Origin of the sequence: Streptomyces sp. NPDC101194 (assembly GCF_044767885.1) — a bacterium.
GTDB lineage: Bacteria > Actinomycetota > Actinomycetes > Streptomycetales > Streptomycetaceae > Streptomyces.
In genome coordinates, this window is sequence record NZ_JBIWOS010000010.1 from 1 (window position 1) to 21,328 (window position 21,328).

20 protein-coding genes are annotated in these 21,328 nt (G+C 70.5%); 4 read left to right on the forward strand and 16 right to left on the reverse strand.

The annotated features are described in order from the left end of the window. The 15 genes from ACIRP2_RS30065 to ACIRP2_RS30135 form a co-directional block, all read right to left on the reverse strand. Positions 1 to 177 (reverse strand): flavodoxin-dependent (E)-4-hydroxy-3-methylbut-2-enyl-diphosphate synthase (locus ACIRP2_RS30065; protein ID WP_404256246.1); only part of this gene is annotated, 177 nt, incomplete at its 3' end. A gap of 4 nt (positions 178 to 181) precedes the next feature. After that, positions 182 to 1,201, reverse strand: coding sequence for an adenosyl-hopene transferase HpnH (hpnH, locus tag ACIRP2_RS30070; protein WP_404255724.1), 1,020 nt, complete (start codon positions 1,199 to 1,201; stop codon positions 182 to 184). Between the two features lie 5 nt (positions 1,202 to 1,206). Then, complete coding sequence (locus ACIRP2_RS30075; protein WP_404255726.1) at positions 1,207 to 1,866, reverse strand: 1-hydroxy-2-methyl-2-butenyl 4-diphosphate reductase; 660 nt, start codon at positions 1,864 to 1,866, stop codon at positions 1,207 to 1,209. Next, positions 1,866 to 3,866 carry a squalene--hopene cyclase gene (gene shc, locus ACIRP2_RS30080; protein WP_404255728.1) on the reverse strand — a complete coding sequence of 667 codons (2,001 nt, stop codon included), beginning with the start codon at positions 3,864 to 3,866 and terminating at the stop codon, positions 1,866 to 1,868. Before shc ends, ACIRP2_RS30075 begins: the two co-directional genes overlap by 1 nt. A gap of 109 nt (positions 3,867 to 3,975) precedes the next feature. Continuing rightward, positions 3,976 to 5,079, reverse strand: coding sequence for a polyprenyl synthetase family protein (locus tag ACIRP2_RS30085; RefSeq protein WP_404255730.1), 1,104 nt, complete (start codon positions 5,077 to 5,079; stop codon positions 3,976 to 3,978). Continuing rightward, on the reverse strand, positions 5,076 to 6,464 hold the full coding sequence (hpnE, locus tag ACIRP2_RS30090) for a hydroxysqualene dehydroxylase HpnE (protein ID WP_404255732.1): 1,389 nt from the start codon (positions 6,462 to 6,464) through the stop codon (positions 5,076 to 5,078). Before hpnE ends, ACIRP2_RS30085 begins: the two co-directional genes overlap by 4 nt. 118 nt (positions 6,465 to 6,582) lie before the next feature. Further along, positions 6,583 to 7,503 carry a presqualene diphosphate synthase HpnD gene (hpnD, locus tag ACIRP2_RS30095; RefSeq protein ID WP_404255734.1) on the reverse strand — a complete coding sequence of 307 codons (921 nt, stop codon included), beginning with the start codon at positions 7,501 to 7,503 and terminating at the stop codon, positions 6,583 to 6,585. 29 nt (positions 7,504 to 7,532) lie between these two features. After that, on the reverse strand, positions 7,533 to 8,453 hold the full coding sequence (hpnC, locus tag ACIRP2_RS30100; protein ID WP_404255736.1) for a squalene synthase HpnC: 921 nt from the start codon (positions 8,451 to 8,453) through the stop codon (positions 7,533 to 7,535). Between the two features lie 446 nt (positions 8,454 to 8,899). Beyond that, positions 8,900 to 9,685 carry an ABC transporter ATP-binding protein gene (locus tag ACIRP2_RS30105; RefSeq protein WP_351084586.1) on the reverse strand — a complete coding sequence of 262 codons (786 nt, stop codon included), beginning with the start codon at positions 9,683 to 9,685 and terminating at the stop codon, positions 8,900 to 8,902. Beyond that, a complete protein-coding gene (locus tag ACIRP2_RS30110; protein ID WP_376220798.1) occupies positions 9,678 to 10,607 on the reverse strand; it encodes an ABC transporter permease in 930 nt (309 codons plus the stop codon). The genes ACIRP2_RS30105 and ACIRP2_RS30110 overlap by 8 nt, the downstream gene beginning before the upstream one ends. A 107-nt stretch (positions 10,608 to 10,714) precedes the next feature. Continuing rightward, a complete protein-coding gene (locus ACIRP2_RS30115; protein ID WP_404256248.1) occupies positions 10,715 to 11,587 on the reverse strand; it encodes a glycosyltransferase family 2 protein in 873 nt (290 codons plus the stop codon). 8 nt (positions 11,588 to 11,595) lie between these two features. Then, positions 11,596 to 12,375 carry a CDP-alcohol phosphatidyltransferase family protein gene (locus ACIRP2_RS30120; protein WP_404255739.1) on the reverse strand — a complete coding sequence of 260 codons (780 nt, stop codon included), beginning with the start codon at positions 12,373 to 12,375 and terminating at the stop codon, positions 11,596 to 11,598. After that, positions 12,353 to 13,414: an iron-containing alcohol dehydrogenase family protein gene (locus tag ACIRP2_RS30125; protein ID WP_404255741.1), complete on the reverse strand. Its 1,062-nt coding sequence runs from the start codon at positions 13,412 to 13,414 to the stop codon at positions 12,353 to 12,355. The genes ACIRP2_RS30120 and ACIRP2_RS30125 overlap by 23 nt, the downstream gene beginning before the upstream one ends. Next, entirely contained in the window at positions 13,402 to 14,139 is a 738-nt protein-coding gene (locus ACIRP2_RS30130; RefSeq protein ID WP_404255743.1) for a sugar phosphate nucleotidyltransferase, read from the reverse strand. Before ACIRP2_RS30130 ends, ACIRP2_RS30125 begins: the two co-directional genes overlap by 13 nt. Next, positions 14,136 to 15,911 (reverse strand): DUF5941 domain-containing protein, encoded by a 1,776-nt coding sequence (locus tag ACIRP2_RS30135; protein ID WP_404256250.1) that lies wholly within the window; start codon positions 15,909 to 15,911, stop codon positions 14,136 to 14,138. The genes ACIRP2_RS30130 and ACIRP2_RS30135 overlap by 4 nt, the downstream gene beginning before the upstream one ends. Positions 15,912 to 16,241: 330 nt before the next feature. Between ACIRP2_RS30135 and galE the strand changes: the two genes are divergently transcribed. The 4 genes from galE to idi all read left to right on the forward strand — a co-directional run bounded on the left by galE (position 16,242) and on the right by idi (position 20,546). Further along, entirely contained in the window at positions 16,242 to 17,222 is a 981-nt protein-coding gene (galE, locus tag ACIRP2_RS30140; protein WP_404255745.1) for a UDP-glucose 4-epimerase GalE, read from the forward strand. Positions 17,223 to 17,388: 166 nt separating this feature from the next. Further along, a complete protein-coding gene (locus tag ACIRP2_RS30145) occupies positions 17,389 to 18,330 on the forward strand; it encodes a cation diffusion facilitator family transporter (protein ID WP_404255747.1) in 942 nt (313 codons plus the stop codon). Positions 18,331 to 18,536: 206 nt separating this feature from the next. Then, positions 18,537 to 19,805 (forward strand): GNAT family N-acetyltransferase, encoded by a 1,269-nt coding sequence (locus tag ACIRP2_RS30150; RefSeq protein WP_404255749.1) that lies wholly within the window; start codon positions 18,537 to 18,539, stop codon positions 19,803 to 19,805. A gap of 147 nt (positions 19,806 to 19,952) precedes the next feature. Continuing rightward, complete coding sequence (gene idi / locus ACIRP2_RS30155) at positions 19,953 to 20,546, forward strand: isopentenyl-diphosphate Delta-isomerase (RefSeq protein WP_376220809.1); 594 nt, start codon at positions 19,953 to 19,955, stop codon at positions 20,544 to 20,546. A gap of 30 nt (positions 20,547 to 20,576) precedes the next feature. Here the strand turns inward: idi and ACIRP2_RS30160 are convergent, their stop codons facing one another. After that, positions 20,577 to 21,032 (reverse strand): ATP-binding protein, encoded by a 456-nt coding sequence (locus ACIRP2_RS30160; protein ID WP_376283215.1) that lies wholly within the window; start codon positions 21,030 to 21,032, stop codon positions 20,577 to 20,579. Positions 21,033 to 21,328: the final 296 nt, after the last annotated feature.

Genomic DNA, 21,328 nt, shown 5'->3' on the forward strand with positions numbered 1-21,328 from the left:
CTGCAACGTCGCACCCACGTCCGACGTACGCGTCGTGGTCATCGACTGCACCGACACCGGCGCGTCCCCGCCCACCGCCACCGACCCGACCTGGAGGCGTCGCGAGTGGCGGCGCTTCGCGATCGGCCGGGCCGGCAGCTCGGGGAGACCCAGAGCGACCGGTTCTCCAGCGGTCATGACGTCACCGGTTCCCGGAGACGGTCTCGCGCGCGGCGCGCAGGGACTCCTTCAGCGACCCCATGGTGGCGAGGACGGCGGTGGGCTCGTAGCCGCAGTGCGCCATGCAGTTGGCACAGCGCGGGTCCTTGCCGCGGCCGTACTTGTCCCAGTCGGTCTTCTCGATGAGTTCGCGATACGTGGGAACGTACCCGTCGGCCATCAGGTAGCAGGGCCGCTGCCAGCCGAAGAGCGAGTAGTTCGGAATGGCCCACGCGGTGCACGGGAAGTCCGCCTTGCCCTCCAGGAAATCCAGGAAGAGCGGCGAGTGGTTCAGCCGCCAGCGACCCCGGTTGCCTCCCGCGAACGACTTCTTGAACAGGTCGCGGGTCTGTTCGACGCCGAGGAAGTGCTCCTGGTCGGGTGCCTTCTCGTACGCGTAGGCGGGCGAGATCATCATCTCGTCGACCTTCAGATCGTCATTGAGGTAGTTGAGGACCTCGATGACCGTCTGCGGGGTGTCGGTGTTGAAGAAGGTGGAGTTCGTGGTGACCCGGAAGCCGCGTCGCTTGGCCTCCTTGATGGCCGCAACCGCCTCGTCGAACACTCCCTCCTTGGCGACCGATTCATCGTGCCGCTCCCGCAGCCCGTCGATGTGCACGGCGAACGCGAAGTACGGCGAGGGCTTGAACTTGTCGATCTTCTTCCGCAGCAGCATCGCGTTGGTGCAGAGGAAGACGTACTTCTTCCGTGCGACCAGCTGCCGCACGATCTCATCGATCTGCGGATGCATCAGCGGCTCACCACCCGCGATGGAGACCATCGGGGCACCCGATTCGAGCACGGCGCCCACCGCCTGGGCGACCGGCATGCGCTGCTTGAGCACTCCCGCCGGATGCTGGATCTTCCCACAGCCCTCGCACGCGAGATTGCAGGCGAACAACGGCTCCAGCTCCACGATGAGCGGGAACTTGTCCCGCCTTCGGAGCTTCTGTTCGGCGAGATACGTCGCAACCTTGATGGACTGACGGAGCGGCATGGCCATCTGGCTCACCTCCTGGGGAGCAGCAAAGATCGGTGCCATTCATAGAAAGCCGGCAGGACGGCACGGAGGACACGGAAAGCCGATATTCCACCGCGTATCGTCCCGATGCGGACGAGCTCGTGCTCCGGAGCGTCCACGACCACCCGTACGGCCGCAACCGGGCGAGGCCCGGACCGCAGGGCCGCGCGCAGGGTGGCGGCGGACTCCATGTCCACCGCGATCGCTCCGGTGGCCCGCAGGTCGGCCCGCTCCTGTCCGCGTACGACGTGGGCGGAACCGGTCAGCGGACCGGTGTGGACGGTGCGGCCGGGCACCGTCCGGGCAAGGGCCGCGGCGAGCAGGCCCGTGCCGGTGCAGACCGTCGAGTCCCCGGCTCCCCGGGTCTCGTCGGCGACCACCAGATCCCCGGGGTGCATTCCGGGTGACAGCCCGGCGCAGAACCCGGAGGCGAGGACCGCGGTTCCGGGCGCCCGGTCCGTACCGAGCGCCCGTGACACCGCGGCCTCCGCCGCCCTGGGCCCCATGCCGGTACGGAGGACGGTCACCGGGCCCGGGGCGTCGCCGGCCCTGCCCCTGCCGCTGCGCAGCGCGAATTGCTCGATGCCGAGCGCGCAGGCGATCAGCAGCGGCACTGCGGGGCGGGTCGGCCCCGGACCCTCGCCCATCAGGCCCCCTTGCGGGTGCCCGCGCGGTCGGCGAACGGTTCGCCGTTCACGTACCGCCCGAGTGCGGTGAGGGGGAAGACCTGCCGGTAGAGGTGGTAGTTGATGGAGAAGTCCCACGGGAAGCCGGTGCCGGTGAAGTGCGGCTCGTCCCAGGAACCGTCGGACCGCTGGGTCCCGGTGAGCCAGGACACCCCCCGCCGCACGGCCGGGCTGTCCCGCCGGCCCGCGGCGAGCAGCGCGAGCAGGGCCCACGCGGTCTGGGAAGCGGTCGAGGCGCCGCGCCCGATCCACTTGTCCTCCTGGTACGAGCGCAGGTCCTCGCCCCAGCCGCCGTCGTCGTTCTGCACGGACTCCAGCCAGCCGACCGCCCGGCGGATCGCCGGATGGGTGACGGGCAGTCCGGCGGCCACCAGGGCGGGTACCACCGACCCGGTGCCGTAGACGTAGTTGACGCCCCAGCGGCCGAACCAGCCGCCCTCCACGTCCTGTTCGGCGAGCAACCACTCGATGCCGCGCCGGGTGGCGGGGTGTCCGGACCGGCCTTCGACGGCGAGCATCTCCACCACGTGCCCGGTGACGTCGGCGGACGGCGGATCGATGACCTCGCCGAAGTCGCAGAAGGGCAATCGGTTGGGGAAGGCACTGGTGTTGTCCGCGTCGAACGCGCCCCAGGCCCCGTTGCGGGACTGCATGCCGAGGTTCCAGCGCACCCCGCGCCGGATGGCGGCTTCGACGCGTGCCTGGTCGGGGTGGCGGACCCGGCGCAGCGCGAGGACCACCTCCGCGGTGTCGTCGATGTCCGGGTAGTTGTCGTTGTGGAACTCGAACGCCCAGCCGCCGGGGTTGAGCCGGGGGCGGCGCACGGCCCAGTCGCCGGGGCGGACGACCTCCTCGCCGAGCATCCAGTCCGCGGCCCTCACGAGGGCCGGGTGGTCGGCGCCGACCCCGGCGTCGGCGAGCGCGATGGTCGCGAGGCAGGTGTCCCAGACCGGGGACTGGCAGGCCTCGATCATCCGGGCGCCGTCCTCGCGCCAGACGGCGAACCGGTCGAGCGATTCGAGTCCGGCCCGCATCACCGGGTGGTCCAGGTCGTAGCCGAGCAGATGCAGCGCGATGACGGAGTACACGGCGGGCGGCTGGATGCCGCCCCAGCAGCCGTCGTTCTCCTGGCGCTCGATGATCCAGCGGGCCGCGGCGTTCATGGCGGCCCGGCGCAGCTTGCGCGGCGCGACCTTGTGATACGCGTGCAGTGCCTTGTCGAGGCGCTGGAACACTCCGTCCCAGCTCGCCGCCGGAGGAACACGCCTGGGCGGGTTCGGCAGGCGCGGATCGGCGTGGAGTTCGTCGAGCGCGAAGGGGGCCGGGCGGACCGGCCGCTTGGCCGAGACGATCGTGAGCGGCACGATGGTCTGGCGGGCCCAGCAGCCGAAGTCATAGATGTTGAGCGGGGCCCACTTGGGGAAGAACATCAGCTCGGGCGGGAGTTCCGGCAGGTCGTCCCACTTCCACCAGCCGAAGAGTGCGAGCCAGATCCGGGTGAACACGCGGCTCTCCGCGATGCCGCCCTGTTCCCTGATCCATCGAGAGGCGCGGGCCATGTGCGGTTCGTCCGGACCGTCTCCGGCCAGACGCAGTGCCACATACGCCTCGATGGTGGTGGAGAGCTCGCCGGGGCCGCCGTGGAAGGTGGCCCAGGTGCCGTCACCGAGCTGTTCGCCGCGGATGAAGCGGCCGGCGGCCTGGACGACGGCCTGGTCCTGGACGCCGAGGAATTGACGGAGCAGCAGGTCTTCGGCGTCCATGGTGACGTTGGTGGCGAGGTCGCCCTTCCACCAGCCCTGCTCGTCCTGTCTGCCGAGGAGGTGCTCCACCGAGCGTTCCGCGGCCCGCCGCGCGGCGGCGAGTACGTCGTCCGCGACGATGGTTGTGTCGGTCGGATTACTGGCCGAGGCTGCGCGGGGGTTCACAGCCCCGTGGCTTCCGTCGGTCGTCGCTGTCATGGCTTCCCCTTCTTGCAGTTTGGTCCTCTGCTGTGCTGGGGTCTCCGTCGGGCGGGGGCCCGGGCGGGCCCCCGGCCGGCGACTGCGAGTCATATGGAGCAGATGGTGATCATCTCTTTCGTACGACGACGAAGTCCGCGAGCGCTGTGAGCTGCGCCCGCACGGTGTGCGGCATGTCGACCCGGTGCAGTGCCTCGATGGCGACCGCATGCTGTCGACGGGCCTCCTGGGCGGTCCATTCGCGGCCGCCCGCCTCCTCGATGAGCGCCGCGCGGGCGGCGAACTCCTCTTCGGAGAAGCTGTCGAAATCACTGCTCTTCGCGTCGGCGGCGAGCAGTTCGCCGAGGCGCTCCGAGGCCGGACCGCCCGCGGCGAGCGCGGCGACGACAGGCAGGGACTTCTTGCGCTGACGCAGATCGCTCCAGGTCTGCTTGCCGGTGGACTCGGGGTCGCCCCAGATGCCGAGCAGATCGTCGACGGCCTGGAAGGCGAGGCCGAGGTGGTAGCCGTACGCCTCCAGGGTGTCGGCGGTACGGTCGTCGGCGCCGCCGAGCACCGCACCGATGGAGCAGGCGCAGGCCAGCAGGGCACCGGTCTTGTTGCCCTCCATCTCCAGGCACTCCTCGACGGTGACCCGCTCCCGGTGCTCGTAGGAGATGTCCTGGGCCTGCCCGTCGATGAGCTTGCGGGTGGCGACGGTCAGCCGACGGGCCGCACGGCCCGCCTCGACGGTGCCGAGCTCCAGCAGGATCTCGTTGGCGAGCGCGAAGAGCGCATCGCCGACCAGGATCGCCTGGGCGGGGCCGTGCACCTTCCAGACGGTGTCGCGGTGGCGGCGCTGTTCGTCGCCGTCCATCAGGTCGTCGTGCAGCAGCGAGAAGTTGTGCACGAGTTCGACGGCCACGGCACCGGGGACGCCGGCCTCCGCCGCGGCCCCTGCCGCCTCCGCGGACAGCAGGGCGAGCGCCGGGCGGACGGCCTTGCCGCCGTCGCCCTCGGAAGGCCGTCCCTGGGCGTCGATCCAGCCGAAGTGGTAGGCGGCCACGGTGTCCATGGGCGGTGCGAGCCGGTCAACGGCGGCCCGGAGCACCGGCGCGGAAAGGGCCCGTCCGCGCTCCAGAAGCGCGGTGACGTCCGTGGTGTCGGCCACGGGGTCGTAAGCCGGATTCGCCGGGGTCACTGACTCTCCTCTTGTTCCGGTGGTACTGCTCATGCCGCCTCCTGCAGCGGATGTTCATGGGAGCGGCCGAGTGCCCGGAGCGCGACGTCCGCCGCGCTGAACCCGCTGCGGACGGCGCCCTCCATCGTCGCGGGCCAGCCCGTGGCCGTCCAAGCTCCGGCCAGGCCGAGGCCGGGGAACCGGGTGCGGGCCCCGGGTCGCAGCCGGCCGACGCCGGGAGCGGGGGCGAAGGTCGCCGTGCGCTCCCGGGTGACGAAGAAGTCCCTGATCCCGGCGGTGCGAGCGGCCGGAAGGAGCCGCTCCAGCTCCGGCAGATAACGCTCCCGCAGCTCGGCCACGGGCAGGTCGATCTCCTCGTCGGCGGCGGACTGGGACACCGCGAGGTACTGTCCGGGTCCGGTGAGCCCCGAGGCGTCCGTACGGTCGAAGACCCACTGGACCGGGGAGCCGAGCGCGGCGAAGAACGGGCGACGCAGCACCTTGCGGTCGTAGACGACGTGCACATTGAGGATCGGCGACGTGCCGATGTCGAGCAGCCGGTCCGGCTCGTCGAGCGCGCCCTCGGGCAGCAGTTCGTGGGTCTCGCGCTGAGGGACGGCGAGGACGACGGTGTCCGCCTCGATCCGTTCGCCGCCGGCGTCGACGATCCAGCGGCCATCCTCCGAACGGGTGAGGGAGGAGGCCTTCGTACGGAGTTCGGTGCGCACTCCGGCGGAGTCGAGGGCCTTGCGGGCCAATGTGTCGTGCACCTCACCGAGCGGCACGCTCGCCCAGCCGATGTCGGCGGCGCCGGGCTCGGAGAGGAGTCCGGTCTTGAAGACCTTCGCGGCGAGGGCCAGCGAGGAGTTCGGCGCGGTGGCGTTGAGCGTGGCGACGCCGACCAGGTCCCAGAGTGCCTCGATGGTGCGCGGCGACTGGCCGTGCCGGGCGAGCCAGCTGCCGAAGTCGACGGCGTCGAGCGCCGGGTCGTCCGGGTCCAGGCGCCCCAGCGCCCATGCGGCGCGTCCGACGCCCGCCCGCTCGGCGAGCGAGAGGTGCGGATAGGCGGCGAGGCCCGCGGCGAGGTGGAACGGCACCGGCAACGCGTTGCGGCGCAGCCGTCCCAGTCGGGGGCCCGAGGGGCGCCCGACATCGAGAACGGGCACGTCCAAACGGTTTTGCAGGGGTGCCAGGCGGGTCCCGTCGACGCGATCGAGGAACCAGCGGTACGCGGTGCAGCAACGCAGGTAGACATGCTGTCCGTTGTCGACCGTCAGCTCGCCGCGCCGGAAGGAGAAGGCGAGTCCGCCGAGCCTGGGCCGCCCTTCGAGCAGGGTCACGTCAAGCCCGGCATCGGCGAGACGCAGGGCCGCGGTGATGCCGGCGAGCCCGCCGCCGATCACCACCGCGCGGGAGGAACGCGGGTCGTCGTCCGTCATGCGTCCTCCTTTCGCCGGGTCACTTCAGTCAGGGACGCGTCAGTACACCAGAGGGTTGACCACTGATCGCAACGTGTTTCCGTGATGCACATGGTGCGCGAGATGTCCGTACGGCGCATCAGACACGCCTCCCGGCCGTCCGACGGGAGATGTATCGCGCGTCGAGACCCGAGAGTCCGCGCACCGCGACGTACGCCTTCTCGTGACCCGGCAGCGACACCCTGCCGCGCAGAACCGCCTCGGGATCGCGCTCGATCCGGTCGAGCAGGCGCCGGTAGATCCCTGCCATGGCCGCGACACAGGCGCCGCTGCGCCGGTCCAGCATCGGCAGCAGCCGATACCCCTCGGCGAACAGCGCGCGGGCACGCCGGACCTCGAAATGCACCAGGCCCGCGAAGTCGGCGCCGGACGGCGGGGTGGCCCGGTGGAAGCCGGCCGAGCAGCCGAACTTGGCCAGGTCGTCGGCGGGCAGGTACGTACGTCCGTTGCCCGCGTCCTCGCGCACGTCACGCAGGATATTGGTCAGCTGGAGCGCGAGGCCCAGCGTGTCGGCGTACTCCGCGGCCCGGTCGACACCCGGAGCGCCTGGTTCCGTACCGAAGACGCCCAGGCTGAGGCGGCCGATCGCACCCGCGACGCAGCGGCAGTAGACCTTGAGGTCGTCCCAGGTCTCGTACGTCGCACCGCGTACATCCATCAGCACGCCGTCGATGAGTTCGTCGAGCCCGCCGAGCGAAATCGGGAATCGGCGCGCGGCGTCGGCGAGCGCGACGGCCACCGGATCGGTGTCGTCCTCGTCGATCGCGCCGCCGCGGATCCGGTCCAGGACCGCGCGGGTGCTCTCCAGGCGGATCCGCTTGGTCTCCGGCTCCAGTGCACCGTCACCGATGTCGTCGACACGGCGGGAGAAGGCGTACAGCGCCGACATGGCCTGTCGCTTCTCGGCCGGCAACAACCTGATCCCGTACGCGAAGTTACGCGCCTGCTGTCCGGTGACCGCCTCGCAGTACCTGTATGCGGCCTGTACCGGTGCCGACATGTGGGTCGTCTGTCCCTCCACGGTCCGGCTCACCCCTCTCTCCGCGCTCTTCGCAAGACAACTCCCGCCTCGCGCAGCAGGCTGGGCCTGGTGGGCTTGGGCGGTCCGGGCAGTACGTCGAACCCGGCGGCCGCGATCGCGGTGAGGGCGGCACGCCCCCCGCCCACGAATCCCGCGAGAAGCACCTTGAGCCTGCCGTGGACGCTACCCACCAGGGGGGTGCCTTCATTCAGCAGTTCCCGAGCGCGTTCCGCTTCGTACGCAACCAGCGAACGCACCGACGCGCCCCCCGAAGGGGCGGCCAGGTCGGCTTCGCGGACGTGGAATCGCGCCATGTCGTCCGCGGGAAGATAGATCCGGTCGCGGCCGAGGTCCTCGGCGACGTCCTGGAGGTGCTCGACGATCTGCAGGGCCGTGCAGACGGCATCGGAGCGGCGGACACGTTCGGGGCTGGCGGTTCCGGTGATCTGCAGGACCAGCCGGCCCACGGGGTTGGCGGAGAGCTCGCAGTAGGCGAGAAGTTCCTCGTAGGTCCCGTAGCGGCGGACCTTCTGATCCTGCCGGTTGGCCTCGATGAGGCCCAGGAAGGGCTCGGGCGTGAGCCCGCAGCGCCGCACGGTGGGGCGCAGTGCGCGCAGCAGGGGGTGGTGCGGACCGTCGCCGGCGGTGTCGAAGACCCGGTGCAGATCGGCCTCGAAGGCGTCGAGCATGGCGAGCCGGTCGTCGGTCTGCGCGGGGTCGAGGCCGAGGTGACGGGCGTCCGCGCCGCCGGGGGCGAGATCACCGTCGCCGATGTCGTCGACGAGACGGGCGTAGCCGTAGACGGCCATCAGGTCGTCGCGCCAGGCGCGCGGGAGGAAGAACGGCGCGACGGGGAAATTCTCGTCCGCGGCCTTGTCGAGGGTGCTGGGCACGGCAGCATCGGTGCGCGCCTGCCGGGTACGGGTCACCACCGACCGCCCGGCGCTGGGACGGCGTGAGCACCTCGGAGCTGGAGATCTTCCGTCATTGCCGTCACATCTCCCGTTCTACACTGCTGACCCAAAACATCCCATTCCGGACACGCCGCCCGCTCTGCCGAGTGCGGAGCCCGCCTGCGGGCCGTTTGGCCAGGCGGTATCGCCCCACTTGCAACGAATCAGCACCGGTACAGCTTACGTTGTACAACGCTCATCGATACGTCGGGGTGTTACGCGCGGAGGAACAACGCGCCCTGCCCCGCCAACTTTCCCCGTGCGCAAGGAAATTGACGTCATCCGTCGGGAGGAGATCTTGTGCGGGCCGTACCGCCGGGGGTGGTGGACGCCCTCGGGCGTCCACGATCCGGACGCCGGCGCGGCCTCCGCCGGGGAGTCCCGGCGAAGGCCGCCTCGGTGCCGGGGAACCGACGGAGCGTCTATTTGCCGGTCTCGCGCTCGTACGCCTTGAGGACCTCGTCGGTCGGACCGTCCATCAGCAGCTCGCCCTTTTCCAGCCACAGCACCCGGTCGCAGGTGTCCCTGATGGACTTGTTGCTGTGGCTGACCAGGAAGACGGTGCCCGCTTCCTTCCGGAGCTCCCTGATGCGCTTCTCGGAGCGGATCTGGAACTTGCGGTCACCGGTCGCCAGCGCCTCGTCGATCATGAGGACGTCGTGGTTCTTCGCGGCGGCGATCGAGAACCGCAGCCGCGCGGCCATGCCGGAGGAGTACGTGCGCATCGGCAGGGTGATGAAGTCGCCCTTCTCGTTGATGCCGGAGAAGTCGACGATGCCCTGGTAACGCTCCCGGATCTCCTCGCGCGACATGCCCATCGCGAGGCCGCCGAGCACGACGTTGCGCTCACCGGTCAGATCGCTCATCAGCGCCGCATTCACCCCGAGCAGCGACGGCTGGCCGTCCGTGTACACCTTGCCGTGCTCGGTCGGAAGCAGACCGGCGATGGCCCGCAGCAGGGTCGACTTGCCGGAGCCATTGGTCCCGATGAGACCGATGGCCTCGCCGCGGTAGGCGGTGAAGGAGACGCCGCGGACGGCGTGCACCTTCCGTACTCCGCGCGACTCGCCCTTGCCGCGGCGCAGTATCCGGCTCAGCGCCGCGGTGGCACTGCCCTTGCCTCCGCCACCGCCGTTGACCCGGTACACGATGTGCACATCGTCGGCGATGACGGTGGGGACGCGCCCCGAAGTGTTGTCGTCAGCCACGGCCGTACCGTTCCTCTGCCTTCCAGAAGTACACGAAGCCCACGACCCCGACGAGGACCGCCCAACCGAGCGCCACGATCCAGACGTGCGCCGGCAGATTGCCCGCGCCGTAGCCGTCGATCAGCGCGAAACGGATCAGGTCCATGTAGATGGCCGCCGGGTTGTACTGCAGCACATCGGCGATCCAGTCCGGCTTGTCCTTGAGCATCACCGGGATGGAGAACATGACGCCCGACGCGTACATCCAGGTCCGCATGACGAACGGCATCAGCTGGGCGAGGTCGGGGGTCTTGCTGCCGAGCCTGGCCATGATCAGCGCCAGTCCGGTGTTGAAGAGGAACTGCATGGCCAGCGCCGGGACGATCAGCAGCCACGAGAGACCGGGGTAGCTGCCGAAGGCGACGGCCACGACCGCGAGCACGATCATCGAGAAGAGCAGTTGCTGAAGCTGCTGCAGCGAGAACGAGACGGGCAGCGAGGCCCGCGGGAAGTGCAGGGCCCGCACCAGTCCCAGGTTGCCGGAGATGGCCCGCACGCCCGCCATCACCGAACTCTGGGTGAAGGTGAAGACGAAGACACCGGTCACCAGGAACGGAATGAAGACGTCCTGGGTCATTCCCTTCCTGGTGCCGAGGATCAACCCGAAGATCAGGTAGTAGACCAGGGCGTTGAGCAGGGGCGTGGCCACCTGCCACAGCTGGCCCAGCTTGGCCTGACTGTACTGAGCGGTCAGCTTCGCCCTCGAGAACGCCATGATGAAGTGGCGGCGGCCCCAGAGCTGCCGGATGTACTCGAAGAGCCCCGGCCGGGCGCCGCTCACCGTCAGGCCGTACTTGGCGGCCATCTCGGCCGAGCTCAGGCCGTCGTCGGCGGATGGTGGGGTGCTCAGGGCGACCGCACCATCATGGGTTGTGTCACTCACCAGATGAAACTCTCGTATTCAAGATGCGCGGCCAGTGGCGGGCGCGGCTCGGAGCGGACAGGTCCCGTGGAGAAGAAGTACGTCTCATGCTCTCAGAGGAGAGCCTCTCAGATCACGGGAGGTCGGCCGAGTCTGGTCAGCCTCCATACCGTGCGCCACCTCATCGGACGGCGGGTTCCGCACGGCGTGGACCAGCCTTCGCGGAAGCCGCCGAACCAGGCCTTCAGGGCCGGGCCCGAAGGCTTGCGCACCAGCGTCAGCAGCAGCCACACGCCGAGGTACACGGGGACCAGCGGCGCGGGCAGATTGCGCCGCGCCAGCCAGACCCGGTTGCGGGCCACCATGCGGTGGTACACCGCGTGCCGGGACGGGGCCGTCGTCGGGTGGTTGAGGACCATGTCCGCGCGGTAGTCGATCATCCAGCCGGCGTCCAGCGCGCGCCAGGCCAGATCGGTCTCCTCGTGCGCGTAGAAGAACTGGCCCGGCAGTGGACCGACCTCGGCGATGACCTTGGTGCGCACGGCGTTGGCGCCGCCGAGGAAGGTCGTCACCCGCGAGGAACGCATCGGGTCGGCGGCGCGCAGCCGCGGCACGTGCCGGCGCTGGGTGACACCGGTGTCCGGGTCGGCGATCCGGAAGCTGATGATGCCCAGCTCGGGGTCGGCGTCGAACGCCTGTCGGCACAGCTCGGCGGTGTCGCTGAGCGGGAGCAGTCCGTCGTCGTCGAGGAAGAGCAGGGCGTCCACGTCGGCACCCGACGGGCCGAAGGCCTCGATCCCGACGTTGCGACCGCCGGGGATGCCCAGGTTCTCGGGCAGCTCGACGGTGCGCACCCCCGCCGGGACGTCCGGCACCGGGGCGCCGTTTCCGACGACGACCACCTCGATCCGGTCGCCTGCCTGCCCGGCGACCGAATCGAGGAGGGCGCGCAGCTCCGTGGGGCGATTGCCCATCGTGATGATGACCGCGCCGAGCTTCATGGGTGTGCTCATTTCAGCCTGCTCGACGCCAGGATCGACACCAGGTGCAGGAGGGTCTGCAGCAATGCGATGCCGGCCAGGACCGCGACCATGAGACGGCTGAAGAACAGATCGTCCCTGACCGCGTCGAGAACGGCCGCCACCAGGATCACCAACGACGCCTCGACGCCGAGGATCAGCCGGTGGAACTTGAGTGCGCCGGCGGCCCGGCGGGCGAGCGCCATTCCGGACGAGCGCGGCTCGGAGGCGGCCTCCTTGACGGGCGGCAGCCCGCCCTGGTGGCGGGCCACCCCGACCAGGTCGGTCTCGGCCTTGATCAGGATGGCGCCGAGGGCCGCGAGAGTGCCGAGGAACGCCCAGAGCCAGTCGATCCGTCCGGAGCCCCACAGATCGGCGGCGCGCAGACCGAAGCCGACCAGTACGGCCGCGTCGCACAGATACGCGCCGACCCGGTCCAGATAGACCCCGCCCAGCGAGAACTGCTTCTTCCAGCGGGCCACCTCGCCGTCGACACAGTCGAGCAGGAGATAGAGCTGGACCATGAGAACCCCGAGCAGCGCACCGGGAATGCCCGGAACGAGCAGGGCCGGCGCGGCGAGCACACCCGCGACGGTCATCACATAGGTCAGCTGGTTCGGCGTGACCCTGGTGTTCACCAGGTGACGGTCCACGCGCAGCGAGATCTCGCGCATGTAGAGCCGACCCGCCCAGTGCTCACCGCTGCGCCGGTCCTTGACACCCGGAGGGTGCACGACCGGACGGAGTTCAGCTATCGATGGCTTTTGCATAGTCGGCGTACGCGTCCCTGATCTGGTCGGTGGACAGGTTGAGGTGTTCCAGGATCGTGAAGCGTCCCGGGCGGGTCTGCGGGGCGTAGTCGACGGCCCGGACGAACTCGTCGGCGGTGAAACCGATCTCTTCGGGCCGGACGGGCAGGCCGTGGCGCCGCAGGGCGACCGCCATGAGCAGTGCGTCCTCGCGCGCACCGCGCAGGTGCATGGCGAAGCAGGCGCCGAGGCCGACCTGTTCGCCGTGGCTCGCCGCACGCCGGGGGTACAGCAGGTCGAAGGCGTGGTTGATCTCGTGGCAGGCACCCGAGGCCGGTCGGGAGTCACCGGCGACCGACATGGAGATGCCGGTCAGCACCAGGCCCTCGGCCAGCACCTTGAGGAAGCCGTCGTCGCCGATCCCGCCGGGGTGGCGGAGCACGGCTTCGCCGGCCTGCCTGGCCATGGCCGCGGCCAGCCCGTCGATCTCCTCCCCCCGGACCTCGTGGGCGAGCTCCCAGTCGGCCACGCAGGAGATGTTGGAGACCGCGTCACCGATGCCGGACCGCACGAAGCGGGCCGGTGCCTCGCGGACGATGTCGAGGTCGATGACGACGGCGATGGGGGTGGGGACCCCGTAGGAGCCCCGGCCGTTGTCGTTGTCCAACGTGGCGACCGGCGAGCAGAGACCGTCGTGGGCGAGGTTCGTCGCCACCGCGACCATGGGCAGGCCGACGCGCGCGGCCGCGTACTTCGCCACGTCGACGATCTTGCCGCCGCCGAGGCCGACCACCGCGTCGTAGCGGTTGCCCTTGATGTCGTCGGCGAGCTTGACCGCCGAGTCGAGGGTGCCGTCGGTGACCGGATACCAGTGGGCGCCGGGCAGCGCGGGAGCCAGCCGCTCGCGCAGGGCACGTCCCGAACCGTCGCTGATCGCGACCGCCAGCTTGCCGGAGGAGGAGATCCGCTGGTCGGCGAGGAGACCGGCCAGATCGTCCAGGGCGCCGCGACGGATGTCGACGACGACCGGGGACGGGATGAGCCGGGTCAGTACTGGCACGCGATCTCACGGCCCTTCGCGAGGTCGTCGTGGTTGTCGATCTCGACCCACGTCACTTCGCCGATGGGGGCCACGTCGACGGTGAAGCCTCGGTTCACCAGTTCCTGGTAGCCGTCCTCGTAGTAGAGGTCGGGATCGCGCTCGAACGTGGTCTTCAGGGCGTCGGCGAGCTCGGCTGCGGCCTCCGGCTCGATGAGGGTGACGCCGATGTACTCACCGGTCGCGCTGGCCGGGTCCATCAGCTTGGTGATGCGTCGCACACCCTTGTCGCCGTCGGTGACGACCTTCATCTCCTCGTCGGCGAGGTGCTTCACCGTGTCGAGGGCGAGGATGATCCTGCGGCCGTCGCCGCGGGCGGCGAGCAGGGTCTTCTCGACGGAGACCGGGTGCACGGTGTCGCCGTTGGCCAGGATGACGCCGCGCGTCAGGACGTCACGGGCGCACCACAGGGAGTAGGCGTTGTTCCACTCCTCGGCCTTGTCGTTGTCGATCAGGGTGAGGGTGACGCCGTACTCGGCCTCCAGCTCGGCCTTGCGGGCGTACACGGCTTCCTTGCGGTAGCCGACGACGACGGCGACCTCGGTGAGGCCGATCTCCGCGAAGTTGGCCAGCGTCAGGTCCAGGACCGTCTTCTCGCCGTCGACAGGCACGAGAGCCTTCGGAAGCGTGTCGGTGTAGGGGCGCAGACGCCGTCCTGCACCGGCTGCCAGTACGAGGCCGATCATGCGGGTTCTCCTTCGTCGTGAACGGCGGGTGCTCCGGACGACACCCAGAAGCGGATGGACTCCACGAGCACCACCAGTGCCACAGCCACTGCGAGAGCGGTGAGTGCCACGGTGAAAGCTGAATGCCGGGTGAGTACGGCGGCGAGTACGGCCACCACCAGGGTGCGGCCCTCGTGCCCACCGATCGTGCGGACCAGCCACTGGGGCGGCGCGCCGGTGCCGCCACGAATGCGGTACACGGTGTCGTAGTGATGGTAGGCGACGGCCGATACCAGCCCGAAAGCCGCGGGAAGGGCTCCCGCGACATCGCTGCGGGCGGCGAGGACGAGGACGGTGCAGTACTCCGCCGCCCTGAATATGGGCGGTACGAGCCAGTCGAGCGCGCCCTTGAGGGGGCGGGAGACGGCCAGTCCGGAGAAGAGCGCGTAGACGCCCGCCGCGAGGATGGTGTGCCAGCTGCCGAAGGGCTGCGAGAGGGCCGACGCGACCACGAGCAGTCCGCCGAGCAGGGCCATGACGGGAGCGGTCCAGGGCCCCTTCGTCCGGGCCCCGATCGCCGCGACGAGCTGGGCGAGGGGCCCGGAGTCGGCGAGGTCCGCCAGCGCGCGGGCGGCGCGGTCGGTCCGCCGGGCCTTGCGGGTCAGCGAGCGCAGCAGGCGGCCGGCCGTGGTGTAGCAGGCCGCGAACGCGCAGCCGACGAGCAGGGCGTAGAAGACGATCCGGGGGGTGGTCACCGCGGTGAGCACCGCGATCATCGCCCAGCGCTCGCCGATCGGCAGCACTATCATCCGGCGCGCCCAGACCGTCCAGCCGACGCTGTCGAGCCGGTCGGAGAGGGCCGCCGTGGGGCTCGAATTGGCCACCGCGTCGTGGTTGGCCTCGTTGAACGAGAAGTCGATGACGTGGCGGCAGGCCTGGAGCACCATCGCGCCGAGGGCCAGCGCCCATACGTCGTCCCCGCCACGGGCGGCGCCGAGCGCGAGGCCGGCGTAGTACGCGTACTCCTTGGCCCGGTCGAAGGTGGCGTCCAGCCAGGCACCCATCGTCGAGTACTGCAGCGAGTAGCGGGCCAGCTGCCCGTCGGTGCAGTCCAGGACGAAGGAGAGGAGCAGCAGCACTCCGGCGGCGACGTAGCCACCGCGTGTACCGGTCGCCGCGCTGCCCGCCGCGATCAGCGCGGTGAGCAGGGACGCGGTGGTGACCTGGTTCGGCGTCAGGCCGCGGCGGGCGCACCAGCGGGCGATGTAGCGGGAGTACGGGCTGATGAAGAAGGTGGTGAAGAAGCCGTCGTGGGCCTTCACGGCGCTGCGCAGCCGTACCGCCTCGTCGTCGACCGCGGCGACGGCGTCCCGCGCGGTCGCGCGCGCCGGCTCGTCGGCCGGCACGGTGGCGACCAGCGAGCCGAGTTCGGGGCGCTGCACGGCGGTGCCCTCGGTGTCCATGGTGACGGCGATGCGGCCCGGCACGGTGCGGTCGGTGACCGTCACCGCGGTCGCGCCCGAGCCCGTGGGGACGCCGGCGCCGACGGCCGCGGCCGTGGTGCTCAGGGCCCGCACGAGCGCGGGACGCGCCTCGGGCTGCGCGGTGAGCGCACCGGGCACGGTGGCGGCGGGGAAGCGCGGGTCGGTGAGTCCGAGCCGGAGAGCATGGACATGGCCGACGAAACGGGGGTCGACCAGTGCGACGCGGCGGTCGGCGGGAACGGCCGAGAGCAGCCGTGCGGCCTCGGTCACATCGGCGGCGATCTGTACGTCGAAGCCCAGTGACCGCAGATCGTCCGCGAGCGACGACCCGGGTACCGGTGCACCGGTGAGGATGGCGGTCGACAGACGAACTCACTCCTTGGTGCTGACGGGGTCGGCGCGCGACAGTGCGGCCCGGAAGCGGGCCGGCGGCACGTCGGCAGAGGCTATCGGATGAACGGAAGCGGGAGTTCACTGCCCGTTTGTGCTCCGTTCGGGGTGGACCGGCATCATGCGGCGCCGTCCGCGATCATCATCGTCGATCCCCGCCTCGCCTGACAAAACGCGGTGCCACGGAGTGCGGCCCCCTCCCGGATCGGGCCGGACCGGCTCCGGGAGCGAGCCCTTAGGCTGACCCGCATGACATGGCTGATCACAGGCGGAGCTGGGTACATCGGTGCACACGTGGTGCGGTCCATGACGGGCTCCGGTGAGCGGGTGGTCGTACTCGACGACCTTTCGACCGGTATCGCCGAGCGGCTCCCGGCCGATGTGCCGCTGGTCCGGGGATCGGTCTTCGACCGTGCGGTGCTCGACCACGTGCTGGCGCGGCACGACGTGACGGGTGTGGTGCATCTCGCAGCGAAGAAGCAGGTCGGCGAGTCCGTCGAGAAGCCGCTGCTCTACTACCGGGAGAACGTGGCGGGGCTGACCGTCCTCCTGGAGGCCGTCGTCGCCGCCGGTGTGCGGCGCTTCCTGTTCTCGTCCTCGGCCGCGGTGTACGGGGTACCGGATGTGGAACTCATCACCGAGGACGCCCCGTGCGTTCCCATCAATCCGTACGGTGAGACCAAGCTCGCCGGGGAGTGGCTGGTCCGGGCGACCGGGAGGGCACATGGCCTGTCCACCGGCTGCCTGCGCTACTTCAACGTGGCCGGGGCGGCAACGCCGGAACTGTCGGACACCGGTGTCTTCAACGTGATTCCGATGTTCTTCGACCGGCTGACCCGGGGCGAGGCCCCCCGGATCTTCGGCGACGACTACCCGACCCCCGACGGCACCTGCGTCCGCGACTACATCCACGTCGCGGATCTCGCCGACGCGCATCTCGCCCTCGCCCGGAGGCTGGCCGGACCGGGCATCGGCGACCTGACCGTGAACATCGGTCGCGGCGAGGGCGTCTCGGTGCGCGAGTTGGCCGACGTGGTGGGCGAGGTCAGTGGCCTGGACCGGAAGCCGGAGGTCCGTCCACGCCGTCCCGGTGACGCGGCGAGGGCCGTCGCCTCCGCGGCCCGGGCGTCCGAGGAGTTGGGCTGGGCACCCCGGCAGGGGGTGCGCGAGATGGTCGAATCCGCCTGGGAGGGCTGGTGCCTGCACCACCCCGAGGCACGCGGCGACTGAGTCGTCGACGATCGCCCCACGGCCCTGACCTGCAGGCATTTCCGCAGGTCAGGGCATATGACAACGGTGTTCAGTACCGTGTTGCCCGATACCCCCCACCCGTAGTTCACTGGCAGTGCTCGGGCCGATCGCGTCCGAGTCCGCGAGACGACCGGGAGGCGTCCCCATGAGGGCAGGGCACGACCACGGCCACACACACGGCGGGCCACCGCCCACCGGCACGGCGGCCGCCGCGTACAAGGGCCGGCTGCGGATCGCGCTGACCATCACGCTCACCGTGATGGTCATGGAGATCGTCGGCGGGCTGCTCTCCGACTCCCTCGCGCTGATCGCCGACGCGGCCCACATGGCGACCGACGCCCTGGGTCTCGGCATGGCGCTGCTGGCGATCCACTTCGCCAACCGGCCGGCCGGTCTCAACCGCACCTTCGGTTTCGCCCGCGCCGAGATCCTCGCCGCCCTGGCGAACTGTCTGCTGCTGCTCGGAGTGGGTGGCTTTCTGCTCTTCGAGGCGATCCAGCGCTTCATCACCCCGGCGGAGACCAGGGGCGGGCTGACGATCGTCTTCGCCCTGGTCGGCATGGTGGCCAACATGGTCTCGCTGTCGCTGCTGATGCGCGGGCAGAAGGACAGTCTCAATGTGCGCGGCGCCTATCTGGAGGTGCTCGCGGACACACTCGGCTCGTTCGCCGTGCTGATCTCGGCAGGAGTCATCCTGACCACCGGATGGCAGGCCGCCGACCCGATCGCCTCGCTGGTGATCGGCCTGATGATCGTCCCCCGTACGGTGAAGCTGCTCAGGGAGACGCTCAACGTGCTGCTGGAGGCGGCGCCCAAGGGCGTCGACATGGGGGAGGTGCGGGCCCACATCACCGCCCTGCCCGGGGTGCTGGACGTCCACGACCTGCACGCCTGGACGATCACCTCGGGAATGCCGGTCCTCTCCGCCCATGTGGTGGTGCGCCAGGACATGCTCGACTCGATCGGTCACGAGAAGCTCCTCCACGAACTGCAGGGCTGCCTCGGCGTCCACTTCGACGTGGAGCACTGCACATTCCAGCTGGAGCCGAGCGGCCATGCGGAGCACGAGGCCAAACTCTGCCACTGAACCGTCGTACAGGGGCCGTGTAGGGTGTCCGGCGAGGCATGACGGCCTCCCCGTGCACAAAAGGAGCTGAGGTTGATGACCGTCGCGACGGCGCCCGCCAGGCGCAGCATCCGGTCCTTCCTCGACTTCAGGGTCCTCGGCTAGCACCCCGACTCGCACCGGGTCGTCCCGTTGGCCGGAGCCCTCGCACACAAGGGTTTCCCACGTTGACCGACAACGATCACGCCGTCCGTTCCGAGGCGTTCTTCTCCCTCCATCACCGTCTGCCCCGGCAGAGCCCCGGCTCCGACGCCACCACCCGGCGACTGCTGGAGCTCGCCGGCCCGCTGCCGCACCGCCCGCGCGTCCTGGACCTGGGCTGCGGCCCCGGCCGGGCCGCACTGCTGCTCGCCGCCGAGGCGGGTGCCGAGGTGACGGCCGTCGATCTCCACGAGCCGTTCCTCGACGAACTGCGCGAGGCGGCCCGGGCCCGTGGGCTCGGTGACCGCATCCGTACGGTCCGGGCCGACATGGCCGATCTGTCCGGCCCCGACTTCCCGAACGGGTCGTTCGACCTCGTCTGGGCCGAGGGCTCCGCCTACATCATCGGTTTCGACACCGCGCTGCGTGACTGGAAGCGGCTGCTCGCCCCGGGCGGCTCCCTCGTCGTCTCCGCGTGCGCCTGGACGACGGACGCGCCGTCGGCCGTGGCCCGCGCCTTCTGGGAACGGGAGGCCTCGTTGCGCCCCGTGGCGGCGGACACCGCGGCAGCGGTCGCGGCGGGCTATCACGTCCTCGGGGTCGGGGTGCAGCCCGACAGCGACTGGGACGAGTACTACATCCCGCTCGCCGAGCGGGTCGAGGCCGCGGACGGGTCGGCTCCCGGCATGGAGTGGGCGCTCGCGGCGACCCGCGAGGAGTTGGCCGTACGGCGCGATCACGGCACGGAGTACGGCTATGCCTGCCATGTGCTGCGCCCCGCCGACCCGCGCTGGACGACCCGGCCGGAGACGGCGGCGGACGGGGCCGCGGTGCACGCCGTGAACGCCGCCGCGTTCCCGACGCCGGACGAGGCCCGTCTGGTCGACGAGCTGCGCGCCGATCCGGCGGCCTGGCTGCCCGGCCTCGGTCACGTGGCGCTGGACGGACCGGACGGCGACATCGCCGCGTACGCGCTGCTGACCCGGTGCCGGGTCGGGGACGTGCCCGCTCTGGCGCTGGCCCCGGTGGCGACGGCCCCGGACCGTCAGCGGCAGGGCGCCGGCCAGGCCGTGGTGCGGGCGGCGCTCGACGCGGCCCGGCTGCGGGGCGAGTCCCTCGTCCTGGTGCTCGGTCATCCCGAGTACTACCCGAGGTTCGGCTTCGTACCGGCGTCCCGGTACGGAATCCGGCCGGGCTTCGCCGTCCCGGACGAGGCGATGATGGCCCTGGTGCTCGACGACTCCGCGCCGGTGCCGCGGGGCACGATCCGCTACCCGGCGGCTTTCGGCGTCTGACGTGCCGTCCGGCCCCGCCGCGCCCCGTGGCGCGGTGGGGCCGGACATGCCAGCACCCGAAGTACGGACAAGCGGCTTTTGTACGGCAGACTTGAGCGGACTCGACGGGACCGGCGCACGAGGCCGGGACCATAGCGAAGGATGGGTATGCCGACCACACCAGCCACCGCGGCGAACAGCTCGTCGAACGGCACAGCAGAAGCGATCATGCTCGAACTGGTCGATGAAAACGGCACCACCATCGGTACGGCGGAAAAGCTCGCCGCCCATCAGCCGCCCGGTCAACTGCACCGGGCCTTCTCGGTGTTCCTCTTCGACGAGCAGGGCAGGCTGCTGCTGCAGCGTCGGGCGCTCGGCAAGTACCACTCCCCCGGCGTCTGGTCGAACACCTGCTGCGGCCACCCCTACCCGGGCGAGGCGCCCTTCGCCGCCGCCGCCCGGCGCACGTACGAGGAGCTGGGGATCTCGCCCTCCCTGCTGGCCGAGGCGGGCACGGTGCGCTACAACCACCCCGACCCGGCCTCCGGCCTGGTGGAGCAGGAGTTCAATCACCTCTTCGTGGGAATGGCGCAGGACCGGCTCCGCCCGGACCCGGAGGAGGTCGGCGAGACCGCGTTCGTGACGGCCGACGAGCTGGCCCGGCGACATGCCCAGGCACCGTTCTCCGCCTGGTTCATGACGGTGCTGGATGCCGCCCGGCCCGCGATCAGGGAACTGACCGGACCGTCCGCCGGCTGGTGACGGGCCGACTTCCGCGGCACGCGGGCCCGGTCAGGCCGGAGGCTTCAGCGGCAACGCCGCCCAGATGATCTTGCCGCCGCCTGCGGTGTGCTCCACATCGCAGGCGCCGCCCGCCTCGCGGGTGATCTCCCGGACCAGCAGCAGACCGCGTCCGCCGGTCTGTGCGTGGTCCGTCTCCAGGGCGGTCGGACGGTAGGGGTGGTTGTCCTCGACGGACACCCTGATCCACTCCGCGCCGACGGCCACCTCGACGGCCAGCTCCGGCGAGAGCAGCGCCGCGTGCTTCACGGCATTGGTGACCAGCTCGGAAACGATGAGCAACAGCCCTTCGGCGATGTCGTCGTCCACCGGCACGCCCTGGCGGTTCAGCAGATCGCGCACCGCTCGCCTGGCCTGCGGTACGGAGACGTCCACGGCCGGGGCGGTGAACCGCCAGACACCCTCGTACGACACGGGTCGGGCGGGGACACTCCCGCGGCTCTCCATAGTGCGGTACCCGCTCTCGACTCGGTGGTGACAGCACGTCGAGTACAGAGTGCGGGGCGTAGTCGGCCCGGACCGTGCTGCTGAACAGAAGTCGACTTCTATCGACAGTTTCTGGCCGAACCTGCACGAAAGCATCAGCCCTTGGACCGGTTCCGGTTCTCTCCTGTGGGTGTGCCCGGCAGTTCTCCGGTCATCCGTTGATCCGAGACCATCGAGACGATACGGCGGCCGTCGGCCCCGATCGCGATCAGGCCGAGCCGGGTCGAAGAGCGGCGCCGAGGAGAAGAGGCCGAGAA

What these genes read in the sequence shown, in the direction of transcription:
- hpnE (WP_404255732.1), bottom strand. Translation starts at nt 6,464, where the DNA reads ATGACGGACGACGACCCGCGTTCCTCCCGCGCGGTGGTGATCGGCGGC.
- shc (WP_404255728.1), bottom strand. Translation starts at nt 3,866, where the DNA reads ATGACAGCGACGACCGACGGAAGCCACGGGGCTGTGAACCCCCGCGCA.
- ACIRP2_RS30130 (WP_404255743.1), bottom strand. Translation starts at nt 14,139, where the DNA reads ATGATCGGCCTCGTACTGGCAGCCGGTGCAGGACGGCGTCTGCGCCCC.
- galE (WP_404255745.1), top strand. Translation starts at nt 16,242, where the DNA reads ATGACATGGCTGATCACAGGCGGAGCTGGGTACATCGGTGCACACGTG.
- hpnD (WP_404255734.1), bottom strand. Translation starts at nt 7,503, where the DNA reads ATGTCGGCACCGGTACAGGCCGCATACAGGTACTGCGAGGCGGTCACC.
- ACIRP2_RS30115 (WP_404256248.1), bottom strand. Translation starts at nt 11,587, where the DNA reads ATGAAGCTCGGCGCGGTCATCATCACGATGGGCAATCGCCCCACGGAG.
- hpnH (WP_404255724.1), bottom strand. Translation starts at nt 1,201, where the DNA reads ATGGCCATGCCGCTCCGTCAGTCCATCAAGGTTGCGACGTATCTCGCC.
- ACIRP2_RS30075 (WP_404255726.1), bottom strand. Translation starts at nt 1,866, where the DNA reads ATGGGCGAGGGTCCGGGGCCGACCCGCCCCGCAGTGCCGCTGCTGATC.
- ACIRP2_RS30145 (WP_404255747.1), top strand. Translation starts at nt 17,389, where the DNA reads ATGAGGGCAGGGCACGACCACGGCCACACACACGGCGGGCCACCGCCC.
- ACIRP2_RS30085 (WP_404255730.1), bottom strand. Translation starts at nt 5,079, where the DNA reads ATGAGCAGTACCACCGGAACAAGAGGAGAGTCAGTGACCCCGGCGAAT.
- idi (WP_376220809.1), top strand. Translation starts at nt 19,953, where the DNA reads ATGCCGACCACACCAGCCACCGCGGCGAACAGCTCGTCGAACGGCACA.
- ACIRP2_RS30120 (WP_404255739.1), bottom strand. Translation starts at nt 12,375, where the DNA reads ATGCAAAAGCCATCGATAGCTGAACTCCGTCCGGTCGTGCACCCTCCG.
- ACIRP2_RS30160 (WP_376283215.1), bottom strand. Translation starts at nt 21,032, where the DNA reads ATGGAGAGCCGCGGGAGTGTCCCCGCCCGACCCGTGTCGTACGAGGGT.